This is a genomic window from Streptomyces sp. NPDC050388, assembly GCF_040655635.1.
In the GTDB taxonomy this organism is placed as follows: Bacteria; Actinomycetota; Actinomycetes; order Streptomycetales; family Streptomycetaceae; genus Streptomyces.
This window is the reverse complement of sequence record NZ_JBFAKH010000132.1, coordinates 1-13135: the sequence shown is the minus strand read 5'-3', so window position 1 is coordinate 13135 and position 13135 is coordinate 1. Positions and strand designations below refer to the sequence as shown.

Annotated in this window: 6 protein-coding genes and 2 pseudogenes; 6 read left to right on the top strand and 2 right to left on the bottom strand. The window is 71.9% G+C overall.

All coding sequences use genetic code 11. From position 1 onward, the window contains the following. Nucleotides 1–628: 628 nt before the first annotated feature. The 4 genes and pseudogenes from AB0I73_RS37880 (at nucleotide 629) to AB0I73_RS37865 (ending at nucleotide 2659) form a co-directional block, all read left to right on the top strand. A complete protein-coding gene (locus tag AB0I73_RS37880) occupies nucleotides 629–970 on the top strand; it encodes a PqqD family protein (protein WP_363044953.1) in 342 nt (113 codons plus the stop codon). A 116-nt stretch (nucleotides 971–1086) separates the two neighbouring features. Further along, nucleotides 1087–1500 (top strand): annotated as a pseudogene (locus AB0I73_RS37875) (AAA family ATPase); the annotation flags it as partial. Between the two features lie 36 nt (nucleotides 1501–1536). Beyond that, nucleotides 1537–1728 (top strand): annotated as a pseudogene (locus AB0I73_RS37870) (helix-turn-helix transcriptional regulator); the annotation flags it as partial. A gap of 109 nt (nucleotides 1729–1837) precedes the next feature. Then, nucleotides 1838–2659, top strand: a complete 822-nt coding sequence (locus AB0I73_RS37865) for an AfsR/SARP family transcriptional regulator (RefSeq protein ID WP_363044952.1) — start codon at nucleotides 1838–1840, stop codon at nucleotides 2657–2659. A 400-nt stretch (nucleotides 2660–3059) separates the two neighbouring features. Here the strand turns inward: AB0I73_RS37865 and AB0I73_RS37860 are convergent, their stop codons facing one another. Together AB0I73_RS37860 and AB0I73_RS37855 are read right to left on the bottom strand one after the other, a co-directional pair. Then, nucleotides 3060–6083 (bottom strand): non-ribosomal peptide synthetase, encoded by a 3024-nt coding sequence (locus AB0I73_RS37860; RefSeq protein ID WP_363044951.1) that lies wholly within the window; start codon nucleotides 6081–6083, stop codon nucleotides 3060–3062. A gap of 6 nt (nucleotides 6084–6089) precedes the next feature. Next, nucleotides 6090–7109, bottom strand: coding sequence for a TauD/TfdA family dioxygenase (locus AB0I73_RS37855; protein WP_363044950.1), 1020 nt, complete (start codon nucleotides 7107–7109; stop codon nucleotides 6090–6092). A gap of 473 nt (nucleotides 7110–7582) precedes the next feature. Between AB0I73_RS37855 and AB0I73_RS37850 the strand changes: the two genes are divergently transcribed. Both AB0I73_RS37850 and AB0I73_RS37845 read left to right on the top strand, forming a co-directional pair. Continuing rightward, nucleotides 7583–8407, top strand: a complete 825-nt coding sequence (locus AB0I73_RS37850) for a menaquinone biosynthesis protein (protein WP_363044954.1) — start codon at nucleotides 7583–7585, stop codon at nucleotides 8405–8407. A 136-nt stretch (nucleotides 8408–8543) separates the two neighbouring features. Continuing rightward, nucleotides 8544–13135 (top strand): beta-ketoacyl synthase N-terminal-like domain-containing protein (locus AB0I73_RS37845; protein WP_363044949.1); only part of this gene is annotated, 4592 nt, incomplete at its 3' end.

Below are 13135 nucleotides of genomic sequence, written 5' to 3'. Positions count from 1 at the left end.
GGGCCGCCTCACCGCGCCCGTGGGCGGGACCCGGCCGCTCCACGGCCGGACGGACACAGCGATACCGCGGCGCTGCACGCCGCGATCCACGAGGACGCGGTTCCTCCCGGGGCTGAAGCCCCGGGGTTCCTCGCAAGAACAAGCTGAAGAACCGTTCCTGAACGGATCGACGGCGGAGCGGCGTCCACCGCACCGGCCGCGGCCTCCGTCCGTGCCGGCCGGTGCCCGGAACGGGATTCTCCGGAAGGTGCGGGATCCTGCGGGAGGGGCTGCGAGAACGGAGGGAGCACCGTCGGCGGGGAGCGTTCCGGACGGTTTGCCCGGGGCGGGTTTCCGCGCATGGAGCCACGAAAGCCAGGGCGATCGAAGAAAAGGGCGGGTGTGCGGTTTCCCTTTCCGTAAAGGCGCCCGGGCCGGGGAACCAGGAATTCCCCCGGGTGAAGGTGAGAGACGCCCCCGGACGGTCCGTCCGTGGACGGGGCGCGGTTCCGCCTTCGGCGCGCACCCCGGGTGTGCCCCTACAGGCGGGTCCGCTCGCGCCCCGGTATAGGGGTGCTTGGGCCGGTGACCCCTGAGTGCGGCGTCCTCCATGGATTTGACGGCGTTTCCGTAATAGTTTGAGGTTCCCTTGACCGGTGAAGGACGGGCGCTCAAGAAGGTGTCTTCGGAAAGGCTGGCGCTGGAGGTGTCTGTGCGGTTTCGACCGGTGCCCGGCGTGAAGGTCACCTCTGTGAACGCGGACGGTTGTCTGGAACTGCTGGCGGAATCGGCGATGAGGCCGGCCTACTACCGGTGCGGTCCCATGGGCGCGGCGATGTGGATCGCGCTGTGCCATCACGACGGCGACTCGGTGGCGGCCGCGAATACCCTCGCCAGAATGTGGCACACCGACCCGGTGAACGCGCATGCCGATCTCGAGATCTGGGTGGAGGAAATGCGCGACGCGGGACTCATCTGCGCCGAACCGTGATTCCGGCCCCGCCCGCCGTGCCGCTCGTCCGCCTCTCCATGATCGCTCCAGCACCTCTGTAGAGGGGGACTTCACCCTGTCCCGGTGAGGGTGCGTTGTCGGCGACGGGGGCGAGCATGACGCTGGTGGGCAGGACGTCCGTGACCGAAGCGCTGGACGCGGCGTTCGCGGACTGCGCGGCGGGCGCCTCGCGGGTCGTGCTCGTCGAGAGAGCGGCGGGGTGCGGCAAGAGCGCGGTCCTCGACAACACCGCTGAGCGGGCCGCCGCCGACGCCCTGGTGCTGACCGCCGTCGCCGCGCCGGCCGAACGGGACGTCACCCTGGGGGTGCTGCGGCGGCTGGTCCACGGCCCGCCGGACCTCGTGCTCGCCGGCGCCACCCGCGACACGGTCCCCGGCGTCGAGGCCATGCGGACGTTCCGCGACGCGCTGCTCGCACACGCCGGCGGCCGACCGCTCGTGCTGTGCGTCGACGACGTGCAGCACGCGGACACCGCGTCCCTGCGGTACCTGGCCTTCCGCACACGACACGTCCGTTCCGCCCCGGCCCTCGGCACGGTCATGAAGCTGAGCAGTTCGGAACAACGTGTCGCCACGCCGGTCGCGCAGGGACTGACCAACCGGGAGATCTCGGCGAAGCTCTTCCTCACGGTGAGCACGGTCGAACAACACCTGACCCGGGTCTACCGCAAGCTCCGGACCGACTCCCGCGGCGACCTCCCTCTCGACCCGACACACTCTGAACACACTTCCTGCTGATCTTCGTTGGAGGTGTGCTGGAAGAGGGCTGGAGACCGCGGCCGATGCAGCCGGTTTCGGACTAGCGTGCGGTTGAAGGCACGACGAGTTCGGAAGGGGGAGCGGGAGCATGGAGATTCGGGTTCTGGGTCCGTTGGGTGCCGAGGTCAATGGGGGGTCGATCGTCCCATCGGCGGCCAAGCCGAGGCAGATCCTGTCCCTGCTCGCGTTGTATCCGGGCCGGGTGGTGTCGGTGCAGACACTGATGGAGGAGATCTGGGGTTCCCGGCCGCCGCAGAGTGCGCTGACCACCCTGCAGACCTACATCCTGCAGCTGCGCCGCCGCCTGGGCACCGCCATGGGCCCCGGCACCCCGGCCGGCGCCAAGGACGTCCTCGCCACCCGGCACGGCGGCTACCTGCTGCAGATCCCGGCCGACAGCGTCGACGTGCATCGCTACGAACAGCTCGTGTCCGCAGGTCTCACCGCCTTCGAGGCCGGTGACCACGAGGAATCGGCCAGGCTTTACCGGCGGGCACTCGGCCTGTGGGACGGTGCCGCGCTGGTGGACGTCCGCCACGGCCCCGTCCTGGAGATCGAGGTACTACGGCTGGAGGAGAGCCGCCTGGTGGCCATCGAACGCCGCATCGACGCCGACCTGCGGCTGGGCCGGCACTGCGAGCTGATCGCCGAACTGACCGAGCTGACCGCCCGCCACCCCCACCACGAAGGCCTGCACTCCCAGGTCATGGTCGCGCTGTACCGGGCCGGGCGGCAGGGTTCGGCCCTGGAGATCTACCGGCGTCTGCGGGGCCGGCTGATCGAGGAGCTCGGCGTCGAACCCTCCCCCCAGCTCCAGCGCCTGCACCAGGCCATGCTCACCGCCGATCCCCAACTCGACATCTTCTCCGGTCCCAAACGCACCTCCACCTTCGACCTCTTCGCAGCCTGACGCACGAGTCGAGGTTTCCGCACGGCCGGTGGGGCAGCGCCTTCCGAGGCGCTGCCCCACCGTCGTTCGACCGGAGGAGTGGTGAAAGACCCGGGTTCCGGCCCGGCGGCACGAGCGGCCGGGCCACCGGCCCCACCGGCAAGCGCCGTACCGGCGCCGGAGACCACCGGTCGAACGCGTCGTCGCCCGGCCCGGCCACCACGGCGACCGCCGCCTGCGCCACCACCGAGGACGACAACCGGCTCCGCACCCGAGCCGCCGCCCTTGGCCTCCGCAGGCCGGCCTGCCCCGGACTCACCCGCACGGACGGCACTTGGACGACCGGCCCGACCACCGCACAGGCCGAAGGGCTGCCCGGCCGCAGGCCGGGCAGCCCTTCAAAAAGATCTCCCTCGGTCTTCTAGCGGTGGTTCCGTGCCACGTCCGCGATGTGACGCAGCGTCGGGCGGGCGATGAAGCCGCCGAGGTGGGACATGAAATCCTTCTCCCGCTCGTGGCCCACGATCTCCGCCGACACGCGGGACAGCATGGTCAGCAGCGTGACCGAGTCGCCGCCCAGGGTGTGGAAGTCCGGGTCCTGGTCGAGCCGGTCGGCGGACAGTCCGAGCGTGTCGGTCCAGATCGCGGCGACGGCCGCCTCCACCTCGTCGCGCTCCGCCGTGTCCCCGGCGAACACCTCGGGCGCGCCGGCCGGAGCGTCCCCGGACCCGTCGGGCTTCGGCAGCGCGGACAGGTCGACCTTGCCGTTCTGCGTCAGTGGCAGCTCCGGGATCAGCAGGGTCGTCGACGGGACCATGTACCGCGGCAGCCGCTCCCGCAGATGCTCCTCCAGCACGTCGGCCGGCACCTCGCCATCCGTGGGAACGACCCACGCGCACAGCGTCCTGTCGGTGGTTCCGGGGCGGGCGAGGCCCGCGGCGAAGGCGCTCGCCACCGCCGGGTGCTCCTCCAGGACACGGGCGATCTCGGCCGGTTCCACGCGGTGGCCGTGCACCTTGACCTGCTCGTCGGTACGTCCCGCCGACTCCAGTTCCCCGGTCGGCAGCAGCCGCGCGAGGTCACCGCTGCGGTAGACGCGGGCTCCGTCGGCGAGCCGCACGAACCGTTCCGCGTTGAGGTCCGGGCGGCCCCGGTAGCCGCGGGCCAGCTGGTCCCCGGCCAGGAACATCTCGCCGACCTCGCCCGGCTCCACGAAACAGCCGCGTGCGTCCAGCAGATGGATCCGCGTGTTCGGGGTCGGCAGCCCGATCGGCACCGACGGCAGCTCCGCGTCCTTCTCCGGGTCGAACAGCCGCGACATGCAGCCGATGGTGGTCTCCGTCGGCCCGTACTCATTGAAGATCCGGCACTGCGGGCCGAAGATCTCCTGGGCCCGGGCCGCGACCGCGCCGCGCAGCAGCTCGCCCCCGGCGATCACTGTGCGGAAGCCTTCTGGCTGCAGACCCAGCCGGCTGATGAGGTCCAGGTGCGTCGGGGTCAGCTTCAGCGCGTTCGCGCCCGATGACGTCAGCATCTCCCGCAGCACCACGTGGTCGATGTCGTCCGGGACCAGGGCGATGGAGCCGCCCACCAGCAGCGGCAGAAACAGTGCCGTGTTCGACAGGTCGAAGGCCAGCGACGTGAACAGCGGGAAGCGCGTCGTGTCGTCCACGCCGTAGGTGGGGATCGCCCAGTCGGCAAAGACCGTCAGCTGGGCGTGCTCCACCTCGACGCCCTTGGGGCGGCCCGTGGAACCGGACGTGTAGATGACGTACGCGAGGTCCTCCGGCCGTACCCCGGTGGCGGACGGCCGGCCACCGCGGTCCGCGAGGTCCTCCAGCACGGCGGCCTCGCAGCCCACCGGGACCAGGTCCCGCTTGGCGAGCGCCGACTCGACCAGGCACACACTGGCCCGCGCGTCCTGCAGCAGGCCCGAAAGCCGCTGGTCGGGATGGGCGGGGTCCAGCGGCAGATAGGCCGCACCGGCCTTGAGGACACCCCAGATGCCGGCCGTCGCCGCGACCGTGCGGCCCGCGGCCAGACCCACCACCGAGCCCCGGCCCACACCCCGGTCCTGGAGCTCCGCGGCGATCGCGTCGGCCCTGCGGTTCAGCTCGGCGTACGTCACCGGGCCCTCGGGGCCGGCGAGCGCCACCGCGTCCGGGGAGCGCGTCACCTGCGCCTCGAACTGCTCCACCACCGTGCCGGGCCGGGACAGCGGCCGCGTGGTGCCGTTGCCCGCCCACTCCTTGCGGTGGACCGGGGACAACTCCTCCTCGATCGCGTCGAGCAGCGCCTCGGCACGCTCGGCGACCCCCGGTTCGTCGTGCCAGCCGATCGTGATCTCCGTGCGGCCGTCGAATTCCATCAGGTCGATCTCCGGAGGCCCGACCGGCCCGGAGTTCGGCAGTGCGAACACCTCCGTGGCCCGGAACGTGCCCGTGCTCAGGGCCCCCACGTCGATCCGGCCCATGTTCGAAATGATCGCCAATGCCGCGTACTTGCTCTGGGCGGCGGAGTACGCGTCCAGCTCCGCGATCTGCTTGCGCAGGACGTCCAGCGGCACCCGCGTCATCACGCTGTCCGCGCGCGCCGCCAGGTCGTGGCCCTCCGCCAGGAGCGTCAGCATCCTCTCCTGCGCGTCCTCCCAGCCGGCGTCCGCGTCCACCTCGAACAGCGGATTGTGCGTCAGGTTGCCCGTCGACCGCAGCTCGGGGGCGTGTCGGCGCAGGTCCACCGGCACCATGAAACGTCCTGTGGCCACGCCCCGGGCCCGCGCCACGGCCAGCGCCACCTTGGCGACCGCGCCCGGGTGGGAGCCGTCGACCGTGCGCCGGCGCCAGAAGAAGCCCCGGTCCCCGCCTCCCGCGGGACGGGCTCCCAGCGCCGACGGCCACGAAAGATCCGCCTCGATGCCGGGAGAGAACGTCACACCCTGCGCGTCCAGCCGGTCCAGCAGTAGGGCCTCGCTCATCGCGTCGGGCGCTCCCAGCAGCGACTCGCCGCGCAGCGCCCTGAACACCTCCTCGGCCCAGAACATCAGGCCCTTGCCGTCGAGGGCGCCGTGGAACGCGCGGAACACGATGTGCGTGCCGCCGTCGTGACCCGCCACCAGCACCTCACAGGTGGGGCCCCCGTCGCCCATCAGCGGGCGGTGCAGTTCCGGGGCGTCGGCGGAGGGGTCCAGGCCTCCGGCGGGCAGCTCCCGGACGACCGGGGCCACGCCACTGTCCCGCCAGGTCATGCCGTCCCGGGTGAGCCGGGTGCCGGGACAGGCCGACGCGGCCCGCTCGACCGCGTCGGCGAGCTGGGGCCGCGTGATCAGCCCGGTGCCCTTGACAAACAGATGCATGACGCCGGGCATCGAGTCCGGGTAGACCAGGAACCATGCCTCCATCGGGGAGACCGGCCGGGTGTAGGGGGCGGGGTCCGTCCCGATGGTCATGGTGCTTTACCTCTCCGTCGTGTCGCCGGCCGGCGCGGCGCTGAGCAGGACCTGACCACCGTTCGGTCGGAGCGCACGCGACCGCCTGTGGTCGATGTGTACAAAGATCCGCTGAAGCCAGCGGTCGGCGCCGTCGTAGCGCGGCTCGAACGCGTTGCGGCCGTGCAGCGCCATCCGGTTGTCGACGAAGGCCAGGTCGCCCGGCTCGAGGAGCAGGTCCCGGTAGGTGCGCTCGACCGCCTTCTCCAGGAGGGCCAGCGCGTCGGCGGCCTCGTCGTCCAGCGCGGTGGTGCTGCTGAAGTCGACCGTCAGATCCGGGTCGTCGACACTGCCCGTCAGGATGCCGCGCGGCTGCTCGCTGCCCGGCGGCATGTCGAACGACGCCGGTGCCGCGATGACGAATCGCGGCTCGTGCAGCACCGTCCGCACGGAGTCCGGCAGCAGCGGGACGACCCTGCGGACCGACGCCACACGCAGCTTCGCCACGTTCTCGTGGTCGTTGCGCAGACACATCAGGCCCACGAAGTCCGGGCGCAGCGGGTGGAACGCGTTCTCCGTGTGCATGTTCAGCTTCACCGAGCCCGCGTTCCCCTGGAACGACTCCATGCCCGGCACCGGCACCACGTCCTGCACCAGCGCCCCCGACTTCTCCTTGTCGAAGGCGACCACTTCTCCCATGGCCATGCCGATGAGCACCAGTGCCGCGGCCGGGACCGTCGCGGTGCGCTGCACCGATCCGGGGACGGCCGGCGTCGGCGGCGTCCCGGCCGGTTCCACCGGGAGGTTGCGCAGCAGCAGCATCGCGTCGGTTCCCGCGTCCCAGGTGAAGTGGCGCAGCCGGGCACGCAGGCGGGGCGGCAGGTCACTCGACAGCCGGCGGGCGGCCGCCACCCAGTGGTCGTCGTCGACCAGGCCGGGCGCCGTGGCGCACAGCGCCTCGGCCAGCTCCTCGAGGGCGGTCCTCTCCGCATCGTCCAGGAGGAAGACCGGATCGGCGGCGTTCTCCGCCTCCATATGGACAGACATGGCTCTCCATTCATTCGCCAGGCTGTGGTGAGGAATGCCGGTTGACTCCTTGAGGAGGGTAGGGTGCACCGGAAGGGCGGACAACCCTTAACAAATTGGATCACCCCCTTAAGGTTAGGGGTGGAAACCCCTAACGCAATTGGCCACTTGATGCCAGGCCACTTCCTGCCGCACGGCAGCGCGCTCTGCCGGTTCCGGATGGCGGTACGGTTGCCGCACTCACAGCTCTTGATGGCGACCGGAATTCGCGCCACTGACCAGGTTGCCGACAATATCAACGGTCACGGTCAGGGTCTCGGAAAGCAAACACCGGAAAACGTGGCAACCTCGAGAAGGTAACAGTGCGAAACGCCAGGCACACACATTCCCATTCTCCCGGGGCGCCGGAGAACCACCAGTCCCACGCGTCCACCCGGCCCGCGGCGTACGGCCGACCGGACGGGCCGGAAGGCTCCCGGCCCCGCGTCGGCCACATCTCCTTCCTCAACTGCCTCCCGCTGCTGTGGGGCCTGACCAAGACGGGCAGCCTCACCGGCCTCGACCTGACCGAGGCCAGCCCGGAGATCCTCAGCGCCGCCCTTCCCGAGGGCCGCCTCGACATCAGCGCCATCAGCGTCTTCGAGTTCCTCAAGAACGCTGACGACCTCGTCGTCCTGCCCGACGTCGCCGTCGGCAGCGACGGCGACGTCCAGTCCTGCCTCATCTTCAGCAAGGTTCCGCTGGACGAGCTCGACGACGCGAAGGTCGCCCTCGGCTCCACCAGCCGCACCTCCGTCCGTCTCGCCCAGCTCCTGCTCGCCGAGCGCATAGGTGTCCGCCCCGTCTACCACGTCGCCCCGCCCGACCTCGGCGCGATGCTCGCCGACGCCCAGGCGGCCGTCGTCATCGGCGACCCCGCCCTGCGCGCCGCCCTCCACGACGCCCCCCGGCTCGGCCTGCACGTCCACGACCTCGGCGGCATGTGGCGCGACTGGACCGGTCTGCCTTTCGTCTTCGCCGTTTTCGCCGCCCGGCGGGAGTTCCTCGCCCGCGAACCCGGCGTCGTCCGCCGGTTCCACGCCGATCTGACCGAGGCCCGTGACCTCTCCCTCCAGGAGATCGACCTCATCTGCGAGCAGGCCGCCAGAAAAGTGGAATTCGATGCCGAAACGCTGAAGGACTATTACGTGAACGGCCTCGACTTCAGTTTCGGAACGCGTCAGCTGGTCGCCCTCACCGAGTTCGCCCGGAGAGTCGGCGGACCCGACGCGGGATTTCCCGCGGACGTGAAGATCGACGTACTCGACACCCCGGCATAGGGGAGGAGAAACAGGGGCCGGCAGGGGTTCAGCGGGACACCCCGCCGCGTCCACACTGAAAGAAACACTCTCGGTCGCAAGTGCGCCGATCGGCACATGACGCCGGGAGGCCGACTCGAGAGACGGACATGATGACATGCTGCGTGCTGAGCTGATCCGCCCGTTCCCCGAAATCCTCAAGGGACACGCCGAACGGTCCGCCGGCAAAACGGCCTTCCGGGACGCACGCCGGTCCGTCACCTACGCGGCCCTGGAACAGCGCACCGCCCGGCTCGCCGGACATCTGGCCGCCCTCGGCCTCGCCCCCGGGGACCGGATCGTCATCTTCCTCGGCAACCGGGTCGAAACCGTTGAGAGTTACCTCGCGGCCATCCGCGCCGCCGCCGTCGGCGTCCCCGTCAGCCCGCGCTCCTCGGACAGCGAGCTCGCCCACATCCTCCATGACAGCGACGCCCGCGTCGTCATCACCGACCCGGCGCACACCGACCAGGTGCGCCGCGCCGCCGCCGGCGCGGACCTGGTGCTCGTCGTCGTCCCGGACACCCTCCCGGCGGCGCCACCCGCACCCGGCACCCACTGCTACGAGACGCTCGCCACCACTCAGCCCCCCACGCCCGCCCGGGACTCTCTCGGCCTCGACGACATCACCTGGCAGCTCTACACTTCCGGCACCACCGGCCGTCCCAAGGGCGTCCTGTCCACACAGCGCAGCGCCCTGTGGGCCGTCGCCGCCTCGTACGCACCCGTCGCCGGGCTCTGTGCCGACGACCGTGTGGTGTGGCCGCTGCCGCTGTTCCACAGCTTCTCCCACATCGCCTGCGTCGTCGGCGTGACCGCCGTGGGTGCTACCGCCCGGATCCTCGACGGACTCTCCGTCGCCGACATCGCCGACGCCGTCCGCGACGAGTCCGCCACCTTCCTCGCCGGCGTCCCCGCCCTCTACCACCATCTCGTCGCCGCCGCAGACGGCCAGGGCTTCCGCGCCCCCTCCCTGCGGACCTGTCTCGTCGCCGGCGCCGTCACCACCGCCACCCTCCAGAACTCCTTCGAGGCCGCCTACGGTGTCCCTCTGCTCAACATCTACGGAAGCACCGAGGCCTGCGGCGCCATCACCATGAGCACCGCCACCGGCCCCCGTGTCGAAGGCTCCTGCGGGCTGCCCGTCCCCGGACTCGACGTACGTCTCGTCGACCCCGTCACCGGGCAGGAGGCCGCTCCCGGCGACGAGGGCGAGATCCGGGTCAAGGGCCCCAATGTCATGGTCGGTTATTACAACCGGCCCGACGCCACCGCCGAGGTCCTGGTCGACGGCTGGTACCGCACCGGCGACCTCGCACGCCGCGCCCCTTCCGGCCACTTCACCATCACCGGCCGCCTGAAGGAGCTCATCATCCGCGGCGGTGAGAACATCCACCCCACCGAGGTCGAGGACGTCCTGCTCGGCGTGCCCGGCGTCGCCGACGCCGGCGTCACCGGCAGACCGCACCCCGTCCTCGGCGAGGTCCCGGTGGCCTTCCTCGTCCCCGGCCCCGACGGTGTGAACGTCGCGGCCCTGTACGCGACGTGCCGGGAGCGCCTCTCGTACCACAAGGTCCCCCACGAGCTGTACGAGATACGCAAGGTCCCCCGGACCGCCTCCGGCAAGATCAGCCGCCATGCGCTGCTCGATGTCCCGGCCCGCCTGCTCGCCGTGGCCGAACGCCACGAAAGCCTCCATCGGGCACGGTGGACGGCACTGCCCGCCACACGGCCCGACGCGTCCCACGAGCCGGCCTGGGCTGTCCTCGGCACCGCTGTCCCCGGCCTGGCCGAAAGCCTGCGCTCCGCCGGCGTCACTGTCCACCCGTACGCGGATGCGGCCGCCCTCACCGGGGCGGCCGCCGCGGGAGACGCCCCCGCACCGGCCGTGGTGGTGCTCGGCGCCTCTGCCGACGGGGCCACGCGCACCGCCCTGGTGGAACAACTCGACCGGCTAGCCGCAGAACCCGTCCTCGCCGGCGCCCGGATCGTCGTCGTCACCCACGGCGCGGTGTCCACCGGTCCGCACGACCCGATACGCGACCTCGCCGGCGCACCGGTGCGCGGCGCCCTGCACGAGCACGACACCGTCCAGTACGCCGACGTCGACGACCCGTCCACCGCAGCCACCGCCGCCGCGTTCCTCGCCGCCGTGCGGGACGGGCGACACGACGTCGCCGTCCGTGGCGGCCAGGTCCTCGTACCCACGCTCGACGGCATCCCGCACACCGACTTCCGCCCGTCCGCCGCCCAGGACGGCACCGTCGTGATCGCCGGGGCGGACGACGCGTCCGCCGCGGCAATCGCCCGTCATCTCGCGACGTCCCACGGCGCGCACCGCTTCGTACTGCTCGGCCTCGCCTCCGCGACCACGCCCGCGAACGAAGGCATCGAGGCCCTCCGGGCGGAACTCACCGCCGCAGGCGCCGACGTCACCACGGCCACCGGCTCCGCCGACGTCACCGACCCGTCGGCCCTCGTCGTCCACGCCCTTCCCACCGACGGGCGGCCCGATCAGCTCGACACCCTCGTACGGCTCGACGGTCTAGCCGGGCCGGCCCGCCTGCTGCTCCTCGCTCCCCACGGCGCGGATCCCGCCGCCGAGTCCCTCGCCCACGCCCTGGCCGCGCACCGCCGCGAACGAGGCTTGGCGACAATCGCCCTGACGACCCGTCCCGGCCTCTCCGACCGGGAACGGGCCGCCGCCGTCGACGCCGCCCTGATGCTCGACGAACCGAGCCTGGTCGCCGACCCCTCCGCTCCCCACGCCCCGGCGGCATCCCCGTCCGACGCGTCCGCCGCGGCGGGCACCGGTGCCGCGGCCGCCCTCAGGCGCGTACTCGCCTCCCTCACCGAGGCGGACCGGATGCGCACTCTTGCGGACCTCGTCCGCGCCGAGGCCGCCACCGCGGTCGGCCTGCGCGACGTCACCGTCATCGATCCAGAACGCGACTTCAAGGCCCTCGGCCTCACCTCCGTCACCGCCGTCCGGTTCCGTGACGGACTGGCCTCCGCCACAGGCCTCACGCTGCCCGCCACCCTCGCGTTCGACCATCCCACCCCCGACGCCGTCGCCCGGCACCTGCACGTCCTCCTCGGCGGCGCCACCACCGCGGACAGCGACAACACCGTGCGCGCCGTCGCCCCGGACGAACCCATCGCGATCGTTGCCATGTCCTGCCGCCTACCCGGCGGGATCGCCTCACCCGAGGACCTGTGGCGGATGGTCCTGGACGGCGACCACGGCATCACCCCCTTCCCCGAGGACCGCGGCTGGGACCTCGCCTCGCTGTACCACCCCGACCCCGAGCACCACGGCACGATGTACGTCCGCGAGGGCGGTTTCCTGCACGACGCCCCCGACTTCGACGCGGAGTTCTTCGGGATCTCGCCGCGCGAGGCCCTCGCCATGGACCCGCAGCAGCGCCTCATGCTGGAGACGTCGTGGGAGACCTTGGAGCGCGCAGGCATCGACCCGGTGTCCCTGCGCGGCAGCCGTACCGGCGTCTTCGTCGGCCTCATGTACCACGACTACGGAACCAGCACGACCAGCACCGACATCGGCCAGGCCGAAGGGTACGTGACCACCGGCACCGCGGGCAGCGTCGCCTCGGGCAGGGTCGCGTACGTCCTGGGGCTCGAGGGGCCGGCGGTGACGGTCGACACGGCGTGCTCCTCGTCGCTGGTCGCCCTGCACCTGGCGGCGCAGGCACTGCGCAACGGTGAGTGCGACCTCGCCCTCGCGGGCGGCGTGACGGTGATGGCCGGAACCGGCTCCTTCGTGGAGTTCTCCCGCCAGGGCGGCCTCGCGGCCGACGGTCGCTGCAAGTCCTTCTCCGACGCGGCGGACGGCACCGGCTGGTCCGAGGGCGTGGGTGTGCTGCTGGTGGAGCGGCTGTCCGACGCCCGCCGCAACGGCCACCAGGTCCTGGCGGTCATCCGCGGCTCCGCGGTCAACCAGGACGGCGCGTCCAACGGCCTGACCGCCCCCAACGGCCCGTCGCAGCAGCGGGTCATCCGTCAGGCGCTGGCCAACGCGGGTGTCTCGGCGGCGGACGTGGACGTGGTGGAGGCGCACGGCACCGGCACGAAGCTGGGTGACCCGATCGAGGCGCAGGCGCTGCTGGCCACCTACGGCCAGGACCGGCCGGAGGACCGGCCGCTGTGGCTGGGCTCGCTGAAGTCGAACATCGGGCACACCCAGGCCGCCGCCGGCGTCGCCGGCATCATCAAGATGGTGCAGGCCATGCGGCACGGGATGCTGCCGCAGACCCTGCACGTGGACGAGCCGTCGTCGAAGATCGACTGGTCGGCGGGGGCGGTGGAGCTGCTGACCGAGGCCCGCGCCTGGCCGGAGACGGGCGAGCGCCCGCGCCGCGCCGCGGTCTCCTCGTTCGGCATCAGTGGCACCAACGCGCACGTCATCCTGGAGGCCGCCGAGGAGGAGCCGGCCCCGGTGGAGGAGCCGGCGGTCACGCTGCCGGTGGTGCCGTGGCTGCTGTCGGCCAAGACGCCAGAGGCGCTGGCCGGCCAGGCCGAGCGGCTGCTGGCCCGGGCCCGGGAGGACGCGGGGCTGTCGCCGCTCGACCTGGGGTACTCCCTGGCTCTTACCCGGGTGCACTTCGAGCGGCGTGCCGCGGTGGTGGGCGGCGGACGGGACGACCTCGTCCGTGGCCTGGAAGCGATCGCCGCGGGCACGGTGACCGGCTC

Bases quoted from the DNA above. Each gene is read 5' to 3' on its own strand.
- AB0I73_RS37865 (WP_363044952.1), top strand. From the start codon at position 1,838: ATGGAGATTCGGGTTCTGGGTCCGTTGGGTGCCGAGGTCAATGGGGGG.
- AB0I73_RS37860 (WP_363044951.1), bottom strand. From the start codon at position 6,083: ATGACCATCGGGACGGACCCCGCCCCCTACACCCGGCCGGTCTCCCCG.
- AB0I73_RS37855 (WP_363044950.1), bottom strand. From the start codon at position 7,109: ATGTCTGTCCATATGGAGGCGGAGAACGCCGCCGATCCGGTCTTCCTC.